General features: G+C 67.9%; 20 protein-coding genes. 15 read left to right on the top strand and 5 right to left on the bottom strand.

Translation table 11 applies throughout. The annotated features are described in order from the left end of the window. Nucleotides 1–202 precede the first annotated feature (202 nt). Together EPL01_RS10895 and EPL01_RS10900 are read right to left on the bottom strand one after the other, a co-directional pair. Nucleotides 203–1,231 (bottom strand): DUF1616 domain-containing protein, encoded by a 1,029-nt coding sequence (locus tag EPL01_RS10895; RefSeq protein ID WP_135825289.1) that lies wholly within the window; start codon nt 1,229–1,231, stop codon nt 203–205. 87 nt (nt 1,232–1,318) lie between these two features. Then, nucleotides 1,319–1,585, bottom strand: a complete 267-nt coding sequence (locus tag EPL01_RS10900; RefSeq protein ID WP_135825290.1) for a DUF8044 family membrane protein — start codon at nt 1,583–1,585, stop codon at nt 1,319–1,321. Between the two features lie 239 nt (nt 1,586–1,824). On the opposite strand from EPL01_RS10900, the gene wecB reads away from it, so the two are divergent. From wecB to EPL01_RS10925, 5 genes are all read left to right on the top strand, one after another. Further along, nucleotides 1,825–2,931 (top strand): non-hydrolyzing UDP-N-acetylglucosamine 2-epimerase, encoded by a 1,107-nt coding sequence (gene wecB / locus EPL01_RS10905; protein ID WP_135825291.1) that lies wholly within the window; start codon nt 1,825–1,827, stop codon nt 2,929–2,931. Further along, nucleotides 2,928–4,304, top strand: coding sequence for a nucleotide sugar dehydrogenase (locus EPL01_RS10910; protein ID WP_135825292.1), 1,377 nt, complete (start codon nt 2,928–2,930; stop codon nt 4,302–4,304). Before wecB ends, EPL01_RS10910 begins: the two co-directional genes overlap by 4 nt. Before the next feature lie 2 nt (nt 4,305–4,306). After that, nucleotides 4,307–5,599 carry a glycosyltransferase family 4 protein gene (locus EPL01_RS10915; RefSeq protein ID WP_135825293.1) on the top strand — a complete coding sequence of 431 codons (1,293 nt, stop codon included), beginning with the start codon at nt 4,307–4,309 and terminating at the stop codon, nt 5,597–5,599. 15 nt (nt 5,600–5,614) lie between these two features. Further along, on the top strand, nt 5,615–6,697 hold the full coding sequence (locus tag EPL01_RS10920; RefSeq protein ID WP_246045674.1) for a DUF4350 domain-containing protein: 1,083 nt from the start codon (nt 5,615–5,617) through the stop codon (nt 6,695–6,697). Nucleotides 6,698–6,814: 117 nt separating this feature from the next. Further along, nucleotides 6,815–7,801: an AAA family ATPase gene (locus tag EPL01_RS10925; protein WP_135825294.1), complete on the top strand. Its 987-nt coding sequence runs from the start codon at nt 6,815–6,817 to the stop codon at nt 7,799–7,801. Between the two features lie 244 nt (nt 7,802–8,045). Here the strand turns inward: EPL01_RS10925 and EPL01_RS10930 are convergent, their stop codons facing one another. The 3 genes from EPL01_RS10930 to EPL01_RS10940 are packed head-to-tail and all read right to left on the bottom strand — an operon-like array spanning nt 8,046 to nt 11,039. Beyond that, nucleotides 8,046–9,011, bottom strand: a complete 966-nt coding sequence (locus EPL01_RS10930) for a DUF7982 domain-containing protein (protein WP_246045675.1) — start codon at nt 9,009–9,011, stop codon at nt 8,046–8,048. Beyond that, entirely contained in the window at nt 9,004–9,549 is a 546-nt protein-coding gene (locus tag EPL01_RS10935; protein ID WP_135825295.1) for a DUF8163 family membrane protein, read from the bottom strand. The genes EPL01_RS10930 and EPL01_RS10935 overlap by 8 nt, the downstream gene beginning before the upstream one ends. A 2-nt stretch (nt 9,550–9,551) precedes the next feature. Beyond that, the gene (locus EPL01_RS10940) at nt 9,552–11,039 is read right to left on the bottom strand and encodes a DUF58 domain-containing protein (RefSeq protein ID WP_135825296.1); all 1,488 of its coding nucleotides are present in this window, start codon (nt 11,037–11,039) and stop codon (nt 9,552–9,554) included. Between the two features lie 107 nt (nt 11,040–11,146). Between EPL01_RS10940 and EPL01_RS10945 the strand changes: the two genes are divergently transcribed. From EPL01_RS10945 to EPL01_RS10990, 10 genes are all read left to right on the top strand, one after another. Continuing rightward, the gene (locus EPL01_RS10945; protein WP_135825297.1) at nt 11,147–13,387 is read left to right on the top strand and encodes a DUF4129 domain-containing protein; all 2,241 of its coding nucleotides are present in this window, start codon (nt 11,147–11,149) and stop codon (nt 13,385–13,387) included. Between the two features lie 36 nt (nt 13,388–13,423). Continuing rightward, a complete protein-coding gene (locus EPL01_RS10950; RefSeq protein ID WP_135825298.1) occupies nt 13,424–14,398 on the top strand; it encodes an aldo/keto reductase in 975 nt (324 codons plus the stop codon). Between the two features lie 264 nt (nt 14,399–14,662). Continuing rightward, nucleotides 14,663–15,442: an alpha/beta fold hydrolase gene (locus EPL01_RS10955; protein ID WP_210424125.1), complete on the top strand. Its 780-nt coding sequence runs from the start codon at nt 14,663–14,665 to the stop codon at nt 15,440–15,442. Between the two features lie 157 nt (nt 15,443–15,599). Continuing rightward, on the top strand, nt 15,600–16,949 hold the full coding sequence (locus EPL01_RS10960) for an amino acid ABC transporter substrate-binding protein (RefSeq protein WP_135825299.1): 1,350 nt from the start codon (nt 15,600–15,602) through the stop codon (nt 16,947–16,949). 4 nt (nt 16,950–16,953) lie between these two features. Next, nucleotides 16,954–17,850 (top strand): branched-chain amino acid ABC transporter permease, encoded by an 897-nt coding sequence (locus EPL01_RS10965; protein ID WP_135825300.1) that lies wholly within the window; start codon nt 16,954–16,956, stop codon nt 17,848–17,850. Beyond that, complete coding sequence (locus EPL01_RS10970) at nt 17,847–18,932, top strand: branched-chain amino acid ABC transporter permease (RefSeq protein ID WP_135825301.1); 1,086 nt, start codon at nt 17,847–17,849, stop codon at nt 18,930–18,932. The genes EPL01_RS10965 and EPL01_RS10970 overlap by 4 nt, the downstream gene beginning before the upstream one ends. After that, nucleotides 18,929–19,756, top strand: a complete 828-nt coding sequence (locus EPL01_RS10975; protein ID WP_246045676.1) for an ABC transporter ATP-binding protein — start codon at nt 18,929–18,931, stop codon at nt 19,754–19,756. Before EPL01_RS10970 ends, EPL01_RS10975 begins: the two co-directional genes overlap by 4 nt. A 1-nt stretch (nt 19,757) precedes the next feature. Then, nucleotides 19,758–20,498, top strand: coding sequence for an ABC transporter ATP-binding protein (locus EPL01_RS10980; protein WP_135825302.1), 741 nt, complete (start codon nt 19,758–19,760; stop codon nt 20,496–20,498). 95 nt (nt 20,499–20,593) lie between these two features. After that, nucleotides 20,594–22,165, top strand: coding sequence for a succinic semialdehyde dehydrogenase (locus EPL01_RS10985; protein WP_135825303.1), 1,572 nt, complete (start codon nt 20,594–20,596; stop codon nt 22,163–22,165). After that, entirely contained in the window at nt 22,165–23,298 is a 1,134-nt protein-coding gene (locus EPL01_RS10990; RefSeq protein WP_135825304.1) for an SDR family oxidoreductase, read from the top strand. Before EPL01_RS10985 ends, EPL01_RS10990 begins: the two co-directional genes overlap by 1 nt. The last annotated feature ends 134 nt before the right edge of the window (nt 23,299–23,432 follow it).

Genomic DNA, 23,432 nt, shown 5'->3' on the forward strand with positions numbered 1-23,432 from the left:
ATGAGAGTGCGATGTATAGTTAGAAGCCCCGTACCTCGCATAAACCGGCGATGGAACGCTGAACGACCGAAAACTGTCCGTTCAAAGAGGACATTACTACCGACCGACTCGTCCGGCCGTCGTCGCGTGGTTTATCCGGTCTTGCGGTGCGACTCATCTAGTCGTTGTCGCGTGGGCCATCTGGTCGTTGCCACGCGGGCCATCAGGCTGTCTCCGTGACGTTCACCCAGACGTGGACGCTCCGATACGCGCTCTCGGCGGTCGGATTCTCCGGCGGCGCGCCCCGATAGAGCAGGTACTGGAGTCGGAGTCGCTCGCCGGTCAGTCGGGGCGAGACGGTGTGGCGACGCTGAACCGTCTCGTTCGCGGGGACCTCGACTCGGAACTGGTCGAGACGCTGGGACTCGACGACGCTCCTCGTCCCGTTGTCCGCGGTCGTTCGCTGTAACCGGGCGACCACCGAGTACTCGACTGTCTCCCGCTCGTGGTTGCCGATGCCGACGACGAACGTCGCGTTCTCGCTCGGTCCGAAGGTTGTCGGGTAGCCGTCGGCCACGAGTTCGCCCTCGTCGTTCTCGCCGAGGAGGTAGAACTCGGTGAAGGTCTGCTCGGCGCTCGGACCCAACGTTGCGTACGCGCCGGACCCGACCGCCACGAGCATCGAGAGGACGATGATCGCGTTCAGCGCCGTTTCGAGCGTCGAGGACGACTCGAACAGTTCCGCGCGGGCGGCGTCGGACCACTCGTCGTAGGGGACGGCGAATCGCTCGTCGGGCGGGAGTCGCCAGCGCCGGACGGCCCCGTAGAGTGCGGTCCCGACGGTCAGTCCGCCGACGGACAGCAGGAGCGTCCCGAAGCTGATGGGCCACGGCGAGAAGTTCAGCGCGAGGCCGACGAGCGGAACGACGGTGATGCTCACCCCGACCGAGAACACCGCCCGTTCGAGAATCGTGACGCCCTCGTGCGGTTGAGGCAACAGGTTCCGCCCCACGCGGACCTCGCCGGTCTCCTCGCTGGCCGCCGCCGGAAAGAGCGCGGCGGTGATAGCGTACCCCGGCAGGAAGAGCGCGAACGGAAGCCCGAACAGGACCCGGAGAACCGACCCACGGACGCCCGGCAGCGAGGCCGCGAGTCCGGCCGCGACGGTCAGTCCGACGACGACCGCGAGGTCGCGCGGGAACCGGCGGACCTGACGCGGCAGTAGCAACCGTAGCTCCGTGGTGTCTCCCATGCTGGTCGTCGCCGATTCGCCGCGCTCGGTTAAAAATAATTGGTGCTTTGCGCCTCTCTGATTGGGTTTTCGGGGTTGTCCGGCCTTTCAGAGAACACCCTCCGGCAGAACTTCGATCACGCGCTGGGCCATGAAGTAACCGAAGAGCAATATTCCTAATGCTATAACATATCTAAGCCTATCTCTCCACTCGGGCGCGACGTTCACGGGCGCGGTCAGTTCCGTCAGCACCAGCAGGCCGAGTAAGGACCCGAGGACGAACAGCTCCAGCGACAGCGCCCCGAGGACCGCGAGGAGAACTACCGTTCCGAGCATCCACGCCACCTGCCCGCGGACGAACCGTTGCTGTCGCATCGTTGGCGCTCCTACGACGACGGGACAGTAGAAGCTACCGCCCGACGCGACGGGCCGGAGACTGTGACGTGCTACCGTTTCACGTAATAAACAGCGCTCGCTCGGACGAAATAAGCCAATAATCCGGGTTAGGACCGGTCCCCCGTCGTCGTAATACCGGAGTACGCGAATTCGGGGGACTGAACGATTGATACGCTTTATCCGCGTCGTTCGGGTAGGTGTCTTGGAAACTTTCGAGAATGACGAGTACACCCGCCATAACGGTTATATTGGGCACCCGCCCGGAGATTATCAAGTGCGCTCCGATACTCCACGAGTGTGAACGGCGGGACTACCCCTGCACCGTCGTCCACACCGGACAGCACTATTCGGAGGAGCTCGACTCCGTGTTCTTCGAGCAGTTGGACCTGCCGGAACCGGACTACGAACTCGACGTCGGTTCGAGTTCGCACGGCCGCCAGACCGGCTCTCTCATCGCCGAAATCGAGCCGATTCTGGAGGCAGAGGACCCCGACACCGTGCTGGTGCAGGGCGACACCAACTCGACGCTCGCCGGAAGCATCGCCGCCGCCAAGCGCGAGTGGACGCTCGGCCACGTCGAGGCCGGACTCCGGAGCTTCGACCGGGAGATGCCCGAGGAGCTCAACCGGGTGTTGGCCGACCACGCCGCCGACTACCTGTTCGTGCCGACCGAGGAGTCGGCCGACCTCCTCGGAGACGAGGGCATCCCCGACGAGCGCATCCGCGTCACCGGCAACACCGTGGTCGATGCGGTCCAGCGCCACGCCGACATCGCCACCGAGCGCAGCGACGTGCTGGACGATTTCGACCTCTCCAGCTTCCAGTACGCCGTCCTGACCGCTCACCGGGCCGAGAACGTCGATAACCCCGACCGCTTCGAGGCCATCCTCGACGGCGTGGACCGCTTCGCCGCGGAGCGCGGGATTCAGGTCATCTACCCGGCCCACCCGCGGGCCAGAAAGCGCGTCGAGGAGTTCGACATCGACGTGCCCGACCGCGTCGAACTGGTCGAGTCGCTGTCGTACCTCGACTTCCTGCGACTCGAAGACGAGGCGCTGGTCGTGTTCACCGACTCGGGCGGCGTGCAGGAGGAGACCTGCATCCTCGGCACGCGGTGTGTCACGGTCCGAGACAACACCGAGCGCCCCGAGACCATCTCGGTCGGGTCGAACACCCTCGCCGGAACCGACCCCGAGGTCGTCTCCTCCAGCGCGCGAGAGATGTTAGACCGCCCCGTCGATTGGGGCTGTCCGTTCGGCGACGGCGACGCGGCCGCCAGAATCCTCGACGCGATTACCGCGGACCTCGCGGCGGAGGTAGCATGAGTAGCAGCACGAGTCGGGTCTGCATCCACGGACTCGGATACATCGGCCTCCCGACCGCGGCGATGCTGGCGAACGTCGGCTACGAGGTGGTCGGGTTCGACACCGACGAGGCCGTGCTGGACCGCATCGAGCGCCGGGACCTCCAGTTCGACGAACCCGACCTCCGCGAACTCGTCTCGGACGCATTGGCGGGAGACGACCTCGTCCTCGCCGACGAACCCGTCCCGGCCGACTACCATCTCGTCTGCGTCCCGACGCCGCTGGACGAGTCGAACAAGGAGGCGAACCTCTCGGCGGTCGAGGCGGCGTCCGGCGCGGTCGCGGACCAGCTCGCGCCCGGCGACACCGTCGTGGTCGAATCGACCGTCCCGCCGGGGACCACCGCCGAGACGGTCCGGCCTCTCCTCGAAGAGACCGGCCTCGACGCGAGCGAGGACTTCCTGCTTGCCTACTCGCCCGAGACGGTCCTGCCCGGAAACGTCGTGACGGAACTCCGGCAGAACGACCGCATCGTCGGCGGTATCGGCGAGGAGGCCACTCGCTCGGCGGCCGAGTTCTACGACTCGTTCGTGGAGGGGACTATCTACCGGACCGACGCGACGACCGCCGAGTTCGCCAAGCTCTCCCAGAACACCTACCGGGACGTGAACATCGCGCTCGCCAACGAAATCGCCAAACTCGCAGACGAACACGGGGTGGACTCCCGCGAGGCGATTCGACTGGGGAACACCCATCCGCGGGTGGACCTCCACCGGCCGGGTCCCGGCGTCGGCGGTCACTGCGTCCCCGTGGACCCGTGGTTCCTCGGCACCGACTCGGACGAGACCGACCTCATCGAGACCGCGAGGGAGGTCAACGACGAGATGGTCGAGTACGTCACGGAACTGCTGGGGGCGCACCTCGGGGACCTCTCGGACCGCCGAATCGCCGTCCTCGGCGTCGCCTACAAGGGCAACGTCGCTGACGTGCGCCAGAGTCCGACGCTCCGTCTCGCCGACGAATTGGAGTCGGCGGGCGCTGACGCTCGATTCCACGATTCGCACGTCCGGGCCGAGACGGTCAGCGACGGGGGACCGAGCGGACCGGGCGGACAGATAGCCGAGCGCGAGTCGCCCGGAGATGCGGAATCGTCTGGGGACGAGACAGCACCGTCCACAACCGAGAACGAGAAACTACCCGTCGAACTGGAATCGCTCGCCGACGCCACGGACGACGCCGATGCGCTCGTCGTCATGACCGACCACGACGAGTACGAGGGGCTGAACCCCGACAGACTCGCCGACCGGATGGCGACTCCCGTCATCGTCGACGCCAAGTCGGTCATCGACCGCGAGGAGTGGACCGAAAACGAGTTCGACGTCTCTCAAATCTAACCATGAGCCGACGAATCCTCGTCGTGTCACAGACGTTTCCGCCGGAGATGGGCGGCAACGCCTCCCGAATCGGTGACACGACCACGTATCTCGCCGAGGAGGACTGGGACGTGACCGTCGTCGCGCCGTCGCCGTGCTACCCGCCGGGGCAGTTCGACCGGTCGTGGTCGCGCCAGCGCACCGTCCGGCGCGACGGGGTGACGGTCCACCGACTGTGGGCGTGGCAACCGACCGAGGAGGACCCCGGCGTCCTCCCGCGGGCGGCCTACTACCTGACGTTCGCGCTCCACGCCGCGGTGTGGGTCCTGCTCAACGGCGGCCGGTTCGACGCCATCCTGACCTCGACGCCGCCCATCTTCACCGGAATTCCCGGCATCGTCGGGCGACTCGCCCACGGCCTCCCGTGGGTCGTGGACGTTCGTGACCTCTGGATAGACGCCGCCGCGAGCATCGAGGAGGTCTCGCCGGGCAAACCCCTGCTCGTAGTGAGCCGAGCCTTCCAGCGCCTCGTCTTCGGACTGTCCGACCGCGCCCTCACGACGACGCCGGAGTTGCGCTCGAAACTCGCGGCGAAGTATTCGACCGCTTCCCCGGAGGAGACCGCCATCGTCCCGAACGGCGTGGACGTCTCGCGGTTCGCCACCGAGACCGACTCGACCGAGTTGCGGGTCGTCTACGCCGGGAACATCGGTCACGCTCAGAACCTCGAAACCTGCATCCGGGCGATGGAACACGTCGAGTCCGACGTGACCCTCGAAATCGTCGGCGACGGCGACCGGCGCTCCGCGCTCGAAGCCCTGACCGAGGAACTGGGTCTGGGCGACAAAGTGGAGTTCGTCGGCCTCGTGGACCGCGACCGAGTTCCGGACCTTCTGGCGTCGTCGGCAGTCGGCGTCGCGCCGATTCAAGCCAGCGAGGAACTCTCCTACGCGGTCCCGACGAAGGCCTACGAGTACATGGCCAGCGGGATTCCCGTGGTGGCGACCGGGACCGGCGCGGTCGAGCGACTGCTCTCGGACGCCGACGCGGGCGTCGTCGTCCCCGACGACCCCGAGGCGCTCGCGGCGGCGTTCGACGACTTGGCGACCGACCCAGACCGTCGCCGCCGACTCGGGCGGAACGGCCGTCGGTACGTCGAGCGCCACCGGGACAGGGCCGAAATCGCCAGCGGCCTGAGCGACGAACTGGACGACCTCGTCGGTGCTTCTGGCGGGGTTCCCGGAGAGGATGGGGGCAACGCCGGGGGCGAGGACGAAGCGGATGGCCGAATCGCTCACGTCGTTCGGGAGCGATGACGAGGTGTTCTGCCCGTGGCGAGTGACGACCTCCGGGACCGGATTTCGGCCCCGACGGCCCTCCTCGTCGCGCTGACGCTGGTCGTCGTCGCCGCGCTCGCGGTCCCGCTGAGTACCTCCTCGGCGGCCTACAGCCCCTACAACGACGAGTGGGACGGAGCGACGGCGCTCTCCTCGATGGCAGACGACGCAGGCGTCGAGGTCGAACAGGTCCACCAGACGGAGGCCTACTCGTCGGCGAGGCCGACCGAGACGGTGGCGCTGGTCCTCTCGCCCGACGAACCCTACCGGTCTGGCGACTCGGCCAGAATCACGGACTTCGTGCGTCGGGGCGGCACGCTGGTCGTCGCCGACGACTACGGCGCGCACTCGAACGAACTCCTCCGGCGGCTCAACGCCTCGGCTCGCATCGACGGGCGGCCCGTTCGGGACATCCGGTCGAATTACCGCTCGGCCGGGATGCCGGTCGCGTCGAACGTCAGCAACCACTCGCTGGTCGCGGACGTGGAGTCGCTGACGCTGAACTACGGGACCGCGGTCCGGCCCAACGGCGCGACCCCGCTTGTCAACACCTCGGAGTACGCCTACCTCGACACCGACCGGAACGGGCGACTCAGCGGGAACGAGAGCTTCGGCAACTACACCGTGGCGACCGTCGAGCAGGTGGGCGAGGGCCGGGTGGTCGTCGTTGGCGACTCCAGCGCGTTCATCAACGTGATGCTCGACCGGCCGGGCAACCGACAGTTCGTCCGGGCGCTTCTGGCCGACGACAGCCGACTGCTGCTGGATTACTCCCACACCGGGTCGCTCCCGCCGCTCGTGTTCGCGGTGTTCCTGCTTCGGGAGTCGGCGCTCCTCCAGTTCGCGCTCGGCGCGCTGGCCATCGGGGCGCTGACCGTCTGGTCACGAGGACCGAGCCTGCCGTCCCTTCCCTCGATTCCCCGGCTGTGGAGCGACGACTCGACGCTCGACGGGGACGGGGCGGTTCGGGCCAGTTCCGCGGACCTCGCGGCGTCTCTCGAACAGCGCCACCCCGACTGGGACCGCGAGCGCATCGAGCGAGTCGTCTCGGCGCTGGAACGTCGCCGCGAGCGATAGGCCGCGAGCGGTAGGTCGGGAGCATCGCGCCGAAGGCGATAAGCGCCGCGTTAATCCGTCCATAACGCCCGGAATCAACCATTCGAGTTTTCCGCCTCCGGGTGCATACCGACGACGATGACCAAGCCCGCCGCGATACACGAGGACCTCCGCGAGGAGGTCGGCAAAGTGCTAGTCGGCAACGAGTCGGTCGTGGAAGTACTCACTATCTCTCTGCTGACGCGAGGTCACCTCCTGATGGAGGGCGTCCCGGGCGTCGCCAAGACGACCATCGCCCGACTCGTGGGGGAAGCGACCGGTCTGGACGTCAATCGCATCCAGATGACCCCCGACATCCTGCCCGCCGACATCACGGGGACGCACATCTACCGCGAGGGATTGGGGGAGTTCGAACTCCAGCGCGGTCCGGTGTTCGCCAACGTCGTCGTGGCCGACGAAATCAACCGCGCGACGCCCAAGACCCAGTCGGCGCTGTTGGAGGCGATGCAGGAGGGCACCGTCACCATCGAGGGCCAGACGCTCCAGTTGCCCGAGCCGTTCATCGTCGTGGCGACCCAGAACCCCATCGAGATGGAGGGGACCTACGAACTGCCCGTCGCCCAGCGCGACCGCTTCCAGTTCAAGGTGACCGTCGGCCTGCCCGACGAGGACGAGGAGATGACGCTGCTGGACCGGTTCGACGCCGAACCGGACCTCGGGCTGGACGACATCTCGCAGGTCGTCACCGCCGAGGACATCCTCGCCGCTCAGGAGGTGGTCGACGACGTTCACGTCGAGGAGGCCATCAAGGGGTACCTCCGCGAACTGGTGAACGCGACCCGCGAGAGCGTGGACGTGAAGTACGGCGCGTCGCCCCGCGCGACGCTGTTGTTCCTCAACGCGGCGAAGGCCCGGGCCGCCATCCACGGCCGGGACTACGTCATCCCCGACGACGTGAAGGCGCTCGCTCGACCGGTGTTGACCCATCGACTCGTGCCCAGCGCCGAGGCCGACCTCAGCGACGTGACGCCCGAGGACGTGGTCGAGGAGGTCCTCGCCACGGTCGAACCGCCGGACGGGACCGCGCCGGTCTCCGCCGAAGAGCCTGCGCCGACCAGCGAGTGAGGTGCGCGGGCGGCGTGTGGTCGGAGAATCATAGAACGTGCTTTGAGAATTGCATAGCAGTTTTTAGAACATAAATACGATTTCTAAAGCAATATATTAAATTTCTCCTACCACGTCTGCCGCGGCGGCCGTTCCGGCCGCCGCGGCGTCCTCATTCGGTGGTCTCGACTGCCGCGGCGTCTCAACTCTGCGGTCGAGAACGCCGCGGCGTCGCTACTCCGCAGTCGAGAACGCCGCGGCGTCGCTACTCCGCAGTCGAGAACGCCGCGGCGTCGGGATTCCACTCGCAGGTCACGAGGTAGTCGGCGCTCGAATCGTCCGAGGCGGCGCGCGTGTCGAGGCTCACCGGCGCGTCGAGGTTCGCCGCCATGCCGACCGCGAGGAGGGACGCGACCGGGTGGTCGAACCGGTCCACGTCGCCGTAGGCGCTTCCCGAGACCTCGACCGTGAGTCGGCCGTCGGCGGCGTCGGCGTCGGTCGCGGCGCTCTCGACCAACTCGAAGCCCTCCGCGAGCGCGTCGGCCAGTCCCTCGCCGAGGCTTCCGGGGTCGTCGGGGATTTCGTCGGCCATCGAAGTCTCGAACTCGCGGTAGAGGCCGCCGCCGGTCGGCGAGAGCGAGACGCCGCGCTCGAACTCGTCGTCCTCGGCGACGAACAGCGCCGAGAGCGAGTCGGCGTCGGGCAGGTCGAATTCGCCGTGCTGGGGGACGAACAGGCGCACCCCCGCGAACGGGTCGTCGCTCGCGCCCGTCGGGACGTAGATTCGGTCGTCCTGCAAGCCGAGTTCGGCGGCGAGGTCGTCGCCGGTCGCCGCGAGCGCGCTGTAGACGCGCTCGCCGGTCTCGGCGGCGACGAACCGCTCGGGCGTGAGGTAATAGCTCAGTACCGCTGCGAAAATCCCCGTCCCGCCGAGCGCGAACAGCACGGTCCGCGACTCGGGGAGCGCCAGCGCGCCCAGCACCGCGAGCGCGCCGACCGCGAACAGACCGAGCGCGGTCCGCCGGTAGGTGGTCTGTCGCGCCCGAACGTACTCGCCTCTGAGCCGCCGGTTCTCCTCGGTCAGGAGCTCGACCTGCGCGGCGAGGTCCGCGGTGCGCTCCTCGTCCGAGGAGGACGCGCTGTCGATTTTACCCTCCGTCCCAGCGTCCGAACCGTCTCCGGCCTCCGACTCCAGCGTGGCTCTCTCGGGGTCGAGCGAGTCGCTACTCATCGGTCTCACCCACGAGTCCGAGCGAGACGAGTTGGTAGCGATGCAGTCCGTAGGCCGCGAGTCCGCTCGCGCCGACCACCAGCGCGCCCGCCAGCCACAGGTCGAGGCCCGAGCGCGCCGCAATCCACGCCAGCGCGCCGCCGCCGAACGTCCACGCGAGGACGACTCCGACAGCGAGCGCGACCGAGCCTCCGGCATCGACTCCCCGCCTCGTCGCAGACGCGAGGAGCATCCCGACCAGTCCGACCTCGACCGCGAGCAGTTCGAGCGGAACGCCGCTGGCGAGCGCGTTCGCCGGTAACACCGCGGCGAGCGCGACGTGACCCAGCGCGAACGCGGAGGTCGGTGCGAGGAGCAACCACGACGCGACGACGGCGAGGCCGCCGAGGACGGCGACGAGCGGGCGTCCCTCGGTGAGGCCGATGAGCGCCACCGCCGCCAGAAGCGCGCTCGCGCCGCCGAGTTTGGTCCGGTCGGTCGTGAGTCCGTCCCGCTTCCTTCGCTCCGCTCCGGCCTCGGAGTCGGCGTGTCCGGCCATCGTCAGGCTCCCCTCCTCGCCCGTTTCTGCATCCGGTTGGCGGCCAGTAGCGCCTCCACCCGGTCGCCGGGGCCGACCTCGAAGGCCGTGACCCGGTCTAAGTTCGCCAGTTCCCGTCGGAACCGCTCGAAGTCGGCGTACCGGTCGTAGGACGCTTCGAGGTCGGCCTCGTCCTCGAACAGCGCCGTCGGCGTCAGGAACGCTCGCAAGTGGTCGTCTCCTCGCCGAGCAATCTTCGTCACCTCGCGGGTCTCGGTCCGGCGGGTGTCGTCGGTCAGCGCGACCACCGTCACCGCGCCGTGCAACTGGTCGAGGCGCGTCCGGGCCACCCGGAAGAGCGGGTCGTCGGTGACGCGCTCGACGTACGGGTCGGCATCCGCGAAGAACGGCTCCAGACGGTCGGCGAACGCCGAGTCCTCGCCGTGGAGTCGCTGGGCGCGCCGCCGCGCCGTCGCCGGTGAAATCGCCTCGGTTCGCTTTCCAGAGTCGTCGGTGATTTCCTCCGGTTCCAGCGCGCGAAGGCGGCGCTCTATCAGTCGGTATCCCTCCTCGGTGGTGGTCGGCGACTGGTCTACCAGCAGACCGTCGTCGCCCACCGCGTAGAGGGCCAGCGGGTCGCCGCGGTCCCGAGCGTGTTCCACGACCGCGAGCGCCACCTGCCGGACGTAGTCGAATTTGGTCTCGCCCTCGGCCCCGTCGGCCATCGACGACCGGCAGTCCACGAGCAGGACGCTCGCGCGCTCCGTCGTGGTCTCGAACTTCCGGACGTGGGGTTCGCCGAGCCGAGCGGTCGCGTTCCAGTCGATGTGGTTGACCTCGTCGCCGGGGACGTACGACCGGATGCCCGTCAACTCGAAGCCGGGACCGGTGTCGTCGCTGGCGTACTCGCCGAAGGGCGCTTGCACGGCCTCGCCGCCCGCGCCGACGTGGACGTTTCGCGGCCCCCGAGGGTTCACCGTCAGGTCCAGTTCCGACCCGGCGGGAAACGTCGCTCGGAAGCGCCCGGTCCGGTCGGTCACCGACGCTGTCGGTCGGTCGAACTCGAAGGCCCCGGCCAGCGGGCACCGGACTGCGAACGCCGTCGCGGCGGCCCGCTGACCGGCCGACAGCGAGGCCCGGAGGCCGGTCTCAGCTACTTCGTCGGCGTCGTTCTCCGTCACTTCGTCGGTGTCACTTTCTCTCACTTCGAGGCCGACCGGCGGATTCGCTTCGAAGTCGATTGTGAACGGGGCCGGTTGCGGCAGTTCGGCGTCGAGGAGGACCCGGGACTCGTCGCCGACCCTGAGCGCCCCTTTCGACGCCGACTGCGCGACGGCGAGGTCGGACGACACCTTCGAGACGCTTCTGACGAACGCGTACTGTCGGGTGAGTAGCCACCCGGCGACTCCGGCCGCGCCGACCAGTAGTATCGGTCGGGCGAACAGGACGGCCAGTCCGGCGAGTACGACGACTAATCCCGCTTCTCCCCAGAAGCGGCGTGTCACCCCCATGGTAACTGGAGACGGCGCGCGGGTAATTCAAGCTACTGGCGCTCGCTGGCCCTTCTCGGTACGCTGTACCCCACCAGACGTATAACCGATGCTGAAGTACCGCAGGTATGGACCGGGGGAGTGGGGAAAGCAACGGACGAGTAGTCATCGTTCTCGCAGTCCTGCTAGCCGTGAGTGGGTCGGCCGCGCCGACCGCTCTCGGTGCGACTACTTCCGGTGTCACTTCCCCGAATTCACCCCATCTTCTCCCCGACCAGCAGGAACCGGGGTCGAACAACACCACCGTCGCCCACCGGAACCCCAGCGAGGTCAGCGAAAACGGCTCGGCCGCCGACATGCAGGAGTGGGTCTCCAAGGAGATGATCGGCCGACTCTCCGAGAGCGCCAACCTGAGCCAGTCCGACCGCGAACGCGCTCGGGAACTCGTCGGCAACGACTCCGAGTACTCGGACCTCGTCGAACAGTACGCCGAGGCCACGAACCGGACGAACGGGAGCGAGGGACGGACAAAATCCTTCGCCATCGCCGGACAGCGCCAGCGCCAGTTCTTCGCCGCCGTGGGAGAGTACCGGCGGCTTCACCGGACGTACCAAGCCGACCGCGAGAACGACAGCGACGACCTCGCGCTCCGACTCGCCCACCGGCTCGAACGACGACTGGTCGCGGTGAATCGCTCGGCGACTCGGCTGAACGCGAGCTACGAGAACATCTCCGGGGCCGAGCGCGCCAGCTTTCGGAGCGCCGCCCGGTCCATCGGAGAGATTCGCGGAAACGTCACGCGAACACAGCAGGCGGTCCGCGACCAGACGCTGACTCGGACCGAGTTGACGGTCCGGGCGACCCGGTCGAGCGGCTCGTTCGCCGACCCTATTCCGCTCGAGGGTCGGCTCCGAACCGCCGAGGGCGACCCCGTCGCGGACGAGAACGTGACGCTCCTCGTCGGCAACCGGACGCTAAACGTCACGACCGGGCCGGACGGTCGGTTCGAAGTCGAATACCGGCCCACGCTCGCACCGGTCGGCGACCGACCTCGGACGATTGCCTTCCGGCCCACGAACGACTCGGTCTACCTGCGGGACGCCGCGACAGTCCGGTTCGGCGTCGAACAGGTCACGCCCGAGGTTAGGGTCTCGAACCGGACGGCGTCCGTCCGGTACAACGAGACGTTAGTCGTCAACGGGTCTGTTGCCGCTGGCGACGCGGGCGTCCCGAGCGTGCCGGTCGCGGCGAGCGTCGGCGGCGTCAGAATCGCCAGCGGGCGGACCGGTCCGAACGGCTCGTTCGGCGTCGCGGGCCGACTCCCGGCGAACGTCTCGAACGGGAGTCAGTCGGTCCGCGTCCGCGTCGTTCCTGCCAACGCGACTCGGAACGCGTCGGGGTCCGGCACGCCCGGCTCAGGCTCTCTCGGGGCCAGTCCGCTCGGGTCCGGCGCATCAGGCCCGGCCAACGACCCTGACGCGCGACTCGCCGTCGCGTCGGCGGAAACGTCAGCCGAGGTCACGGTCGCGGCGACGCCGACCCGGACCTCGATAACGACCACGCGGACCGTCAACGGGACCGCGTTCGTCGCCGGAACCCTGCAAACCCGCGGCGGCGCTCCGGTCCCGAACCAGACCGTGGCGCTCCGCATCGGCGGCCAGACAGTCGGCAAGGCCGTGACGAACGAGACGGGCGGATTTGCGACCACGGTGGGGATTCCGGACTCGGTCGAGAACGACTCGGACTCGTCGGTCTCGGTCGCCGCGGTCCACTCGTCGGCGGGCGGGAACCTCGGCTCCTCGTCGGCTCAGGGGACCCTGACGGTCGGCTCTGCGGGCGGGCCGGTCTCCGGACGACTTCTTCGGTTCGGCGCGCTCGGACTGCTGACGGTCGCGGTCCTCGGCGCTGTCGGCTGGTGGGCGCGCTCGTCTGACGACGCTCCGTCGGACCTCGACGCGGTTGGGGGCGACGAAACCGAGGAGGACGAAGCGGTCGAAGGGGCCGAGGAGGGTGACGGCGACTCGGCGGTCGGCGAGTTCGACGACGTTCGCCATCGAGCGGCGGGGACCCTCCTCGACGGCGCGAACGCGGCGCTCGACGCCGGAAACTCCGACGAGGCCGTGGTGGCCGCCTACGGCGCGGTCCGCCGAGAACTCGCGGGCGACGGGATTGCGGACCCGGAGCGCCCCCGAACCCACTGGGAGTTCTTCGCCGCCTGCCGGGAGGCCGGTGTGGGCGACGAGGCGCTCGGGCGACTGGAGGACCTGACCGAGACCTACGAGCGCGCCGCGTTCGCCGATGGGTCTGTGTCGGTGGCGGACGCGCGAGAGGCCGTGCGGACAGCAGAGTCGTTCGGCGCTGCCGCCTGACGCACTTTTATACTCCCGCCGGGCGACTGGGTTTGCATGGAGTACACGACGCTCGGCGACACGGGTATGGAAGTCAGCCGAATCTGTCTCGGGTGCATGAGCTTCGGCACGAGCGACTGGCGGCCGTGGGTGCTGGACCCCGAGGAGGGCGAGGAGATAATCGAGCGCGCCATCGAGTTGGGTATCAACTTCTTCGACACCGCCAACATGTACTCGAACGGCGAGAGCGAGCGCGTCCTCGGCGACGCGCTGGAGGGGCGGCGCGACGAGAGCGTCGTCGCCACGAAGTGCTACTTCCAGATGGACGACGGGGACCCCAACTCCGGCGGCCTCTCGCGGAAGGCCATCGAGCAGGAACTGGAGAACTCGCTGGACCGCCTTGGGATGGACACCATCGACCTGTATCAGATTCACCGCTGGGACGACGACACGCCCGTCGAGCAGACCCTGCGGGCGCTCGACGACGCGGTGCGCCGCGGCAAGATTCGGTACGCCGGGGCCTCCTCGATGTGGGCCTACCAGTTCGCCGACGCGCTCCATACCAGCGACAGCCTCGGCTTGGAGCGGTTCCAGACCATGCAGAACCACTACAACCTCGTCTACCGCGAGGAGGAACGCGAGATGCTCCCGCTCTGCGAGCAGGAGAACGTCGGCGTGATGCCGTGGAGTCCCCTCGCGCGGGGCTACCTGACCCGGCCTCACGAGGACATCGACGCGACCGACCGCGGCGAGGCCGAGGAGCACATGTACGACCACCCCTACCGTGAGGGCGGCGGCAAGGAAATCAACGAGCGCGTCCAGCAACTCGCCGCCGACAAGGGCGTGACGATGGCCCAGATTTCGCTGGCGTGGCTCCTCGACAAGGACTGGGTGGACGCGCCCATCGTCGGCACCACCAGCGTCGAGCATCTCGAAGACGCCGTGGAGGCGCTGGAAATCGACCTCTCGGCCAGCGACGTGGCGTACCTCGAAGAACCCTACGAACCCGTGCCGGTGTCGGGCCACGACTGAGCCGAGCGAAGAGGGAATTGTAGAGTTGTCCTAAGCACACAATTTTATTATCTTTGAAATTATTTTGAATGCCAAAACGATGGATTTGATAGCTCACGACGTGACGAGCGCGGACGGCACGCGACTCCGAGTCTGGGAGGACGCGTCCGGAAACGGAGAAACTGAGGAAGCGGTCCTGTTCGTCCACGGGGCCATCACCCACTCGCGGGCGCTGTTCGCGCCGCCGGTCGAGGACGAGGAGGGCCGCCTCGACGATTCCTACTCGTGGTTCGCGCGACCGCCGAGGCGGGCCGGACCGCCTACGCGCTCGACGTGCGGGGCTACGGCGACAGCGAGTTCCCGCCCGAGATGGCCGAACCCCCCGAGGAGAACGACCCGCCGGTCCGCGCGGCCGACGCCGAGGCCGACGTGGCCGCCGCCTTCGAGTTCGCGGCCGAGCGCCACGCGGCGGTCCACGTCGTCGGGGTCTCGTGGGGGACGATGACCACCGGCCGGTTCTTCGCCGAGCGAAATCCCGACGCCTCCTCCTACGTCCAGTGCGCGCCGGTCTACGCTCCGCCCTACGAGTTCGCGGAGGGCATCTCGGCGCTCGGCCTCGACCCGGAGTTGGACGCCTACTTCGAAGACGACCGCGAGACGGTCGCCGAGCGCAAAGATGAGAACGCGAATCCAAATCTGTTTGAAGCCACGTGGCGCTCGATGGTCAAGTCCGGACAGGGCGCTGCCGCCGACCGCGAGGAGGCCTACGTCGCCCAGACCGGCGCGCTCGCCGACGTGCGCGAGTGCTGTGCCGGAAACCCGCCCTACGACCCCGGCGATATTTCCGCTCCGACGCTGGTAGTTCGGGGGAGCGAGGACGGGGTCTCAGAGCGGTCAGACGCCCTGACGCTCTACGACGAACTCGGCGCGGCGAGGAGTCGAAACGAGTACGTCGAACTCGCGGGGGCCGACCACTACGCGATGCACGGCGACCGGCGGCGGGCGCTGTTCGACCTCGTGACGGCGTTTCAGGGCCGGAATCCCGGTTTTCAGGACCGGAACTGAGAGCCCCTCGACCGCGGTTAGGCCGAGCGAATTCGAACGCTCCTCGGGAAACTCCGGATTTCGACGTGTCGCCGGGCTTCCATCTGCGATTTCTCGAACCCGAACATACTGAATAATAATTAACGTTATGGCCGCTGGCGTGTACCACCGTAGAGCCATGCGAACCGACACGTCACGGCGGAAGTTCCTCGCGGCGACCGGGTTGACGGGCGTCACGGCGCTGACGGGAATGGGAACGGCGGCGGCACAGGGCAACACGATTACGCTCGGCGGGTCGATGAGTCTCTCGGGGGACAACGCGGACCTCGGGCAACTCTACCGGGACTCCTACGAGTTGACTATCCAACGCATCAACGAAGCCGGGGGCGTCGAGGCCGGAGACGGCACCACCTACGAGTTGGAGATGATTCTGCGCGACGACGAGACCGACGCCTCCAAAAGTCGGGCCATCTATCAGGAACTCATCGACCGCGAGGGCGTGGACTACCTGCTCGGGCCGTACTCCAGCACGGTCACGCTCCCGGCGAGCGCCGTCGCGGCCCGCAACCAGCGTCCGATGGTCGAGGGCGGCGGAGCGAGTCCCGAAATCTTCAGTCAGGGCAACGAGTGGATTTTCGGCCTCCTGCCGACCGCCGACAAGTACCCCCTCTCGTCCATCGAGATGGCGATGGCCCAAGACTCGCCGCCCGAGTCGGCCGCGCTACTGGCCGAGAGCGACACCTTCAGCCAGAGTTCCGCGAAGGGCGCGCGCCAGAAACTGAACGAGGAGGGCGTGAACATCGCGGTGGACCAGACCTTCCCGACCGAGACCTCCGACCTCTCGACGCTCCTCGGGCGCGTCCGGAGCAGTAACGCCGACATTTTGATTCTGGCGGCCCACCAGAAGCACGCGGTCATCCTCGCCAAGCAGATGGAGGCCCAGAACGTGGACGTGGACATGGCGATGGCGACGGTCGGAAGCCTCACGTCGTCGTTCAAGGACCAGACCGGCGCGAACGGCGACTACGTGTACGGCCCGAGTTCGTGGGCCATCAACGCCACCTTCGAGGACAGCGTCTTCGGTTCGACCGGCGAGTTCGTGAGCGCCGTGGAATCGGAGTACGGCTATCAACCGGACTACCACAACGCCGCGGGGGCCGCGGTCATCCAGACCTTCCAGCGGGCCTTCCAGCAAGTGAGTAGCCTCGGGCCGACCAACGTCCGCAACGCCATCCGCGACATCCAGTTCACCACCGCCTACGGCAACGTCGCGTTCGGCGACAACGGCGTCATCGACAAGGACATGCTGGTCTACCAGTGGCAACCGCAGGCTGGCGGACAGGCCGGTGGGACCACGCAGACCCAGAACGGGACCGCGACGAACGGGACCCAAAACGGCACCGCGACGCAGGGCGGAGGAGGCGGGGCCGGTGGGTCGGGCGGCGCGTCCCGGAAAGTCATCGTCTGGCCCGAGTCGGTCCAGCAGCGCCAACCGATTTACCCCATGCCGAACTGGTCCGAGCGATAGCGCGATGGCGCTCACCCAGTTCGTCGTCAACGGTCTGCTGGTCGGCGCGCTGTTCGCCGCCGTCGCGGTCGGGTTCGCGCTCATCTGGGGCGTGGTCGGCATCATCAACCTCGCGCACGGCGAACTCCTCATGCTCGGGGGGTACGTCACGTACTGGCTCGTGGCGTTTTCGGGCGGGTCGGGCGGCGGGTCGATTTGGGTCGCCTTAGCCACGGTGCCGGTCGCGCTCGCGGCCCTCTACGCCGTGGGCTACCTCCTCCAGCGCCTGCTGGTCACGCACGTCGCGGACGCCGACCTCTTTCTGACGCTGCTGGTCACGTTCGGCGTCAGCATCGTCCTCCAGCAGTTGGCGATTCAGGCGTGGAGCGCGACCCCCCGGAGCGTCGGCGCGGGGTTCGCCGACCCCTCCATCGTGATTGCGGGCGTCTTCATCCCGAAAATCAAGCTCATCGCCTTCTTCGGAGCCATCGCGCTCACGCTCCTGCTGTGGGGCTACCTCAGGACGACGCGCAGGGGCCGAGCGATTCGCGCGGTGGCTCAGAACCCGGAGGCGGCTCGACTGGTCGGCATCGACGTGGCCCACACCCGCGCGGTCACCTTCGGCCTCTCGGCGGCCATCGCTGGCGGGACGGGGAGTTTCGTGGCGATGATTCTGAGCGTCCAGCCGCAGATGGGGCTGGCCTACACCCTCAAGAGCTTCGTCATCGTCGTGTTCGGGGGGCTGGGGAGCATCCCTGGCGCGCTGGTCGGCGGCCTCCTGCTCGGCTCCGTCGAGGAGCTAACCGCCGGATTCGTCGGGAGCCAGTGGACCCTCGCGGTGAGTTTCTCCCTGCTGGTGGTCCTGCTACTGGTGAAACCCAGCGGTCTGTTCGGCCGGTCGGTCGAGGAGGGTGAGGGATGAGTGGAGAGTCCGCCAAGGCGACTGGCTCCAGAAGCTCCCTCGCCCGCGTCCTCTCGGCGCTCAGCGACCGGGCGTGGCTCCTGCTGGGCCTCCTCGTCGCTGTCGGCGCGATGCTCCCGACCGCGGGCCTCTCGGGGTTCTACCTCACGGTGGTCGTCCAGATGTACATCTTCGCGGTACTGGCGCTGTCGTGGGACCTCGTGGGCGGCCAGACCGGCTACCCGAGTTTCGGCAACATGGCCTTCTTCGGCTTCGGGGCGTACACCACCGCCATCCTGCTGAAAGACTGGGGGGTCGCCTTCTTCCCGGCGGTCCTCGCGGCCGGGCCGGTCGCGGTCGTCTTCGCGCTGGTCATCGGCCTCGCGGTCCTGCGACTCCGGGGCGGCTACTTCGCCATCGCCACGCTCGGGGTCCTGCTGGTCTCGGTCCAACTCAGTCGCAACTTCGAGTTCACGGGCGGGGCCAGCGGGAAGATTCTGTTCGACATCCCGCCGGAGAACACCTTCTACTACGTCTTCCTCGCCATCTTGGCGGTCGAGGCGGCGGTCGCGCTCTACCTGACCCGGACCCGGTTCGGCTACGTGCTGAACGCGATTCGGGACGACGAGGGCCGAGCCACCGCGATGGGCGTCAACACGACCTACTACAAGACCGCGGCGTGGATGCTCTCGGCGCTGTTCACCGGCTGGGTCGGCGGCGCGTGGGGCGCGTTCAACACCTTCGTGGACCCACAGACCGCCTACAACCTGGGCTGGAACGTCGAACTCATCACGATGGCGCTCATCGGCGGCGCGGGCACGGTTGCCGGGCCGATTCTGGGTGCGTTCGGCCTGACGCTCGCCATCTTCGTCGTGGACACCGTCTTTCCGGGCTGGCAACTCGTCGCGCTCGGTCTGGTCATCATCGCCACGGTCCTCCTACTCCCAGACGGCATCGTCGGGACTTTGGAGGAGCGCGCCGCGGCGATGGAATATTACGAGATGGGCGGCGAGGCCGCGGCCGACTCCTCGGCCGCGGCCGCCGACGAAACGCCGGGGTCGAGCGACCCCGACGTGGGCGACCCGGAGGTGAGCGACTCGTGAGCGCAGAGACGGGGTCCGAATCCGAGGCCGACGCGGCGGAGTCCGGCGTCGAGACCTCGACGCCGGACTCCGAAATCGAGTCGTCCGGCGACCCCATCCTGCGCGTCGAGGAGCTGACCAAGCGATTCGGCGGCCTGACCGCGGTGGACCACGTCAACGCCGAGGTCCGCGAGGGGGAAATCGTCGGTCTCATCGGGCCGAACGGGTCGGGAAAGACCACGCTGTTCGACTGCGTCGCGGGTCGCCAGCACCCCGACGAGGGGTCGGTGTTCCTCCGCGGCGAGGCCGTCACCGAGTGGCCCGAGCATCGCATCGCCGGGGCTGGCCTCGGTCGGATGTTCCAGCACACGCGCATCTACGACGGGATGTCGGTCCTGCGCAACATGCTGGTCTCGGCCAGCGAGGACCGCACCGTCGCTCGGCTCTTCCGACCGCCGAGCGACGAGGCCCGCGAGCGCGCCGAGGAGTTACTGAAGCGCGTGGATTTGTGGGGCCTGCGCGAGATGCGGGCGGGCCGGATGAGCTTCGGCCAGCAGAAACTGCTGGAGTTCGCCATGCTCCTGATGTCGGACCCCGACCTCCTGCTGATGGACGAACCGGCGGGCGGCATCAACCCCTCGATGATTCGCCGGATGCTCGACTACATCCGCGAGGCAAACGAGGGCGGGGTGACCATCTTCCTCATCGAACACAACATGGACGTGGTGATGGACGTCTCCGACAGGGTGTACGTCCTCGCACACGGCGAGAAGATAGCCGAGGGGACGCCCGAGGACATTCAGTCGAACCAGCGCGTCGTCGATGCCTATCTGGGGAGGGAGTGAGATGGCCGAGACCGAACCCCCGGAAGCGACCGACGCCCTCCTCGAGCTCTCGGACGTGACCGCGGGCTACGGAAACACCACCGTCGTCCACGACGTTGACTTGGGCGTCGGCGAGGGCGAAATCGCCTGCCTCGTGGGTCCCAACGGCTCCGGCAAGAGCACCGTGATGAAGTCCATCTACGGCTTCGCCGACGTGTTCGAGGGGACCATCTCGTTCAACGGCGAGGAGGTGACCCACCGAACTCCGCAGGACAGTCTGCGCTCGGGCGTGAGCTACGTCCTCCAGTCGTCCAGCGTCTTCCCGGACATGTCGGTCCACGAGAACCTGCTGATGGGCGGGTACGTCTTCGGCGACGACGACCGGGCGGCCCGGCGCGCCGAAGAACTCTACGACGAGTTCCCTCGACTGGACGAGCGCCGCGAGCAGGCGGCCGGGATGCTCTCGGGCGGCGAGCGCAGACTGCTCGAACTCGCCCGCGGACTGGTCGTCGAGCCGAAACTGATGCTGTTGGACGAGCCGAGCATCGGCCTCGAACCGACCTACATCGAGCAGGTGTTCGACCGGATTCGACAGCTCAACGAGTTGGGAACCACGATTCTGCTGGTCGAACAGAACGCCGAGAAGGGCCTCTCGATTGCGGACAGGGGGTACGTGCTGGCAAGCGGCGAGATAAAGTTCGCGGGCACCGGGACCGAGTTGCTGGAAGACGAGGAGGTCGGTCGGCTCTACCTCGGCGGGTGAGCGGTCCGCTCGCCCGCCCGACTCCCCCGACTCGCCCGGTCCCGACGGGCCCGCGCGGCAGAACGCTGATACGACCGCCGCGCGAATCGCCAGTCGTGACTCTCTCCGAACTCCCGGCGCGCGCCGACTCGGCCGCGCTCTCGCGGCTGGCCGCCTCGGTGCCGACCGAGGGCGACCGCGAGGAGATTCCGGTCGAAGCGCCGTACTCGGGCGATACTATACAAACGATTCCCGCGAGCACCGACGCGGACGTGAGCGCGGCCGTCGAGCGCGCCCGCGAGGCCCAGAAGCTGTGGGCCGACCGGCCGATTTCGGAGCGCGCCGAGGCCGTCCTTCGGTTTCACGACCTCGTGCTGGACGAGCGCACGGAACTCCTCGACGTGGCGCAACTCGAAAGCGGGAAGGCCCGCCTCGACGCCTTCGAGGAGGTGCTGGACGTGGCGACGACCGCGCGCCACTACGCCTACCGCGCGGCGGACTACCTCGCGCCCGAGCGCCGGAAGGGCGCGCTCCCGCTGATGACGGACACCCGGGTCTACCGCCACCCGATTGGGGTGGTCGGCATCGTCTCACCGTGGAACTACCCCCTGACGCTCTCGGTCTCGGACGCGCTTCCGGCCCTGCTGGCGGGCAACGCGGTGGTCCTCAAGCCCGCCGAGGAGACGCCGTTTTCCGCCCTGTTGCTCCGAGACCTCCTCCGCGAGGCGGGCGTGCCCGACGACGTGTTCCAGGTCGTCACGGGGCGCGGGGGCGAGGCGGGTGCGGCGGTGGTCGAGGAGTCCGACTTCGTCTGCTTCACGGGCGGGACCGAGACCGGGCGGACAGTCGCCGAGCGGGCGGGCGCGAACCTGACCGACTGCTCGCTCGAACTCGGCGGGAAGAATCCGATGGTCGTCCTCGGGGACGCCGACCTCGAAAAGGCCGTCTCGGGCGCGGTTCAGGGTTGCTTCACGAACGCGGGACAACTCTGCATCTCCTTCGAGCGCGTCTACGTCGAGCGCGGGGTCTACGACGAGTTTCTCGACCGGTTCGTCCGTCGCACCCGGGGTCTCGACGTGGGGCCGGGCTACGACTACGGCCCGGACGTGGGGTCGCTGGTGGGCCCCGACCAACTCGAAACCGTCGAGCGCCACGTCGAGGACGCCGTCTCGAAGGGCGCGGACGTGCTGACCGGCGGGCGCGCTCGGCCCGACCTCGGCCCCTACTTCTTCGAACCGACCATCCTGACCGGCGCGCGGGAGGGGATGAAACTGGCCCGCGAGGAGACGTTCGGCCCGGTCGTGTCGGTCGAACCGGTCGAGTCGGCGCGGGAGGCGATTCGACTGGCGAACGACTCGGCGTACGGCCTGAACGCGAGCGTCTGGACCGAGGACGGAGAGCGCGGCCGGGAGGTCGCCCGGCAAATCGAGTGCGGCACGGTGAACATCAACGACGCCTACGCCGCGGCGTGGGCCTCCGTGGACGCGCCGATGGGCGGGATGAAAGACTCCGGCCTCGGGCGGCGACACGGCCGCGAGGGGTTCTTGAAGTACACCGAGTCCCAGACCGTCGCCGAACAGCGCGCCGGGGCGGTGACTGAGCCACCCGACTGGGTTCCGGAGGGATGGTACGCCGAGGCGATGACGCTGCTGCTCCGAGCGATGAAGCGGCTTCCGGGGGTGCGGTGATGGCGAGCGCAGACGGTGCGGACTCCACCCTGGCGTCGAAATCCGTCTTCCTCACCGGCTTTCCGGGCTTTCTGGGGTCGGAACTGGTCGCGCGCCTGCTGGAGCGGTACGCTGACGACGTGACGATTCGCTGTCTGGTTCAGCCCAAATACCGGGCGTTGGCCGAGGAGCGCGCGGTCGAACTCGAAGGCGGAACGCCCGAGCGCATCGAACTCCACGAGGGCGACATCACCGAGTCGGACCTCGGCCTCGGCGCGGCCTACGACGACCTCGCGGACGACGCGGTCGAAGTCTATCACCTCGCGGCGGTGTACGACTTGGGGGTCGCCCGCGAGGTCGGCATGGCGGTCAACGTCGAGGGGACCAAGAACGTCCTCGACTTCGCGGAGTCGTGTCCGGACCTCGAACGCTTCCAGTACGTCAGCACGTGCTACGTCAGCGGGCGACACGACGGGGTGTTCACCCACGAGGACCTCGACGTTGGCCAGGAGTTCAACAATTACTACGAGGAGACCAAGTTCCTCGCCGAGGTGGAGGTCCAGCGCCGGATGGACGCGGGCCTGCCCGCCACGATTTACCGCCCGGCCATCACGGTCGGCGACAGTCGAACCGGCCAAACGCAGAAGTACGACGGGCCGTACTACATTCTCCGACTGCTGGACTCGCTGCCCGCCAATCTGGGCGTCGTGCCCGCCTTCGGGAACCCGCGGGACTACGAGGTCAACGTCGTGCCGCGGAACTTCGTCGTGGACGCCATCGACCGCCTGAGCGGACTCGACGCGTCTGAAGGCGAGGTGTATCAGCTCTGCGACCCGAACCCGCCGACCGTCGCGGGGATGCTCCGGACGTTCGAGGACGCCACCGGCGAGGAGATTCGCTCGGTTGGGCTTCCGCGAGCCAGCGCGGACCTCCTCCGGCGGTCGCTCGACGGCGTGCCGGGTCTCGCGGACCTCCTCGGGGTCGAACCCGAGGTGCTTCGGTACTTCGTCCACCCGACGAGTTACACAAGCCAGAACGCGATTCGGGACCTGCGCGGGACCGGAGTAGGGTGCCCGGCGTTCGAGAGCTACGCGGACGCGCTGGTCGATTTCTACCGGGCCCATCCCGAGATTTCGCCCGAGGCGATGGTTTGAGTTTGTCGGCCAGAAAGAATTGTCTTCGATTGTTTAGAAAACGAAACCCATCGTTAGGAGATTGTTTAGTTGTCTCTTCTCTCGAACCCTCTTTACACCGTGGCTACGCACACGTGTACTGCTTGCGGCGAGAA

This window comes from Halorussus ruber (assembly GCF_004765785.1).
GTDB lineage: Archaea > Halobacteriota > Halobacteria > Halobacteriales > Haladaptataceae > Halorussus > Halorussus ruber.

Bases quoted from the DNA above. Each gene is read 5' to 3' on its own strand.
- EPL01_RS10895 (WP_135825289.1), bottom strand. From the start codon at position 1,231: ATGGGAGACACCACGGAGCTACGGTTGCTACTGCCGCGTCAGGTCCGC.
- EPL01_RS10900 (WP_135825290.1), bottom strand. From the start codon at position 1,585: ATGCGACAGCAACGGTTCGTCCGCGGGCAGGTGGCGTGGATGCTCGGA.
- wecB (WP_135825291.1), top strand. From the start codon at position 1,825: ATGACGAGTACACCCGCCATAACGGTTATATTGGGCACCCGCCCGGAG.
- EPL01_RS10910 (WP_135825292.1), top strand. From the start codon at position 2,928: ATGAGTAGCAGCACGAGTCGGGTCTGCATCCACGGACTCGGATACATC.
- EPL01_RS10915 (WP_135825293.1), top strand. From the start codon at position 4,307: ATGAGCCGACGAATCCTCGTCGTGTCACAGACGTTTCCGCCGGAGATG.
- EPL01_RS10925 (WP_135825294.1), top strand. From the start codon at position 6,815: ATGACCAAGCCCGCCGCGATACACGAGGACCTCCGCGAGGAGGTCGGC.
- EPL01_RS10930 (WP_246045675.1), bottom strand. From the start codon at position 9,011: ATGAGTAGCGACTCGCTCGACCCCGAGAGAGCCACGCTGGAGTCGGAG.
- EPL01_RS10935 (WP_135825295.1), bottom strand. From the start codon at position 9,549: ATGGCCGGACACGCCGACTCCGAGGCCGGAGCGGAGCGAAGGAAGCGG.
- EPL01_RS10940 (WP_135825296.1), bottom strand. From the start codon at position 11,039: ATGGGGGTGACACGCCGCTTCTGGGGAGAAGCGGGATTAGTCGTCGTA.
- EPL01_RS10945 (WP_135825297.1), top strand. From the start codon at position 11,147: ATGGACCGGGGGAGTGGGGAAAGCAACGGACGAGTAGTCATCGTTCTC.
- EPL01_RS10950 (WP_135825298.1), top strand. From the start codon at position 13,424: ATGGAGTACACGACGCTCGGCGACACGGGTATGGAAGTCAGCCGAATC.
- EPL01_RS10960 (WP_135825299.1), top strand. From the start codon at position 15,600: ATGCGAACCGACACGTCACGGCGGAAGTTCCTCGCGGCGACCGGGTTG.
- EPL01_RS10965 (WP_135825300.1), top strand. From the start codon at position 16,954: ATGGCGCTCACCCAGTTCGTCGTCAACGGTCTGCTGGTCGGCGCGCTG.
- EPL01_RS10970 (WP_135825301.1), top strand. From the start codon at position 17,847: ATGAGTGGAGAGTCCGCCAAGGCGACTGGCTCCAGAAGCTCCCTCGCC.
- EPL01_RS10980 (WP_135825302.1), top strand. From the start codon at position 19,758: ATGGCCGAGACCGAACCCCCGGAAGCGACCGACGCCCTCCTCGAGCTC.
- EPL01_RS10990 (WP_135825304.1), top strand. From the start codon at position 22,165: ATGGCGAGCGCAGACGGTGCGGACTCCACCCTGGCGTCGAAATCCGTC.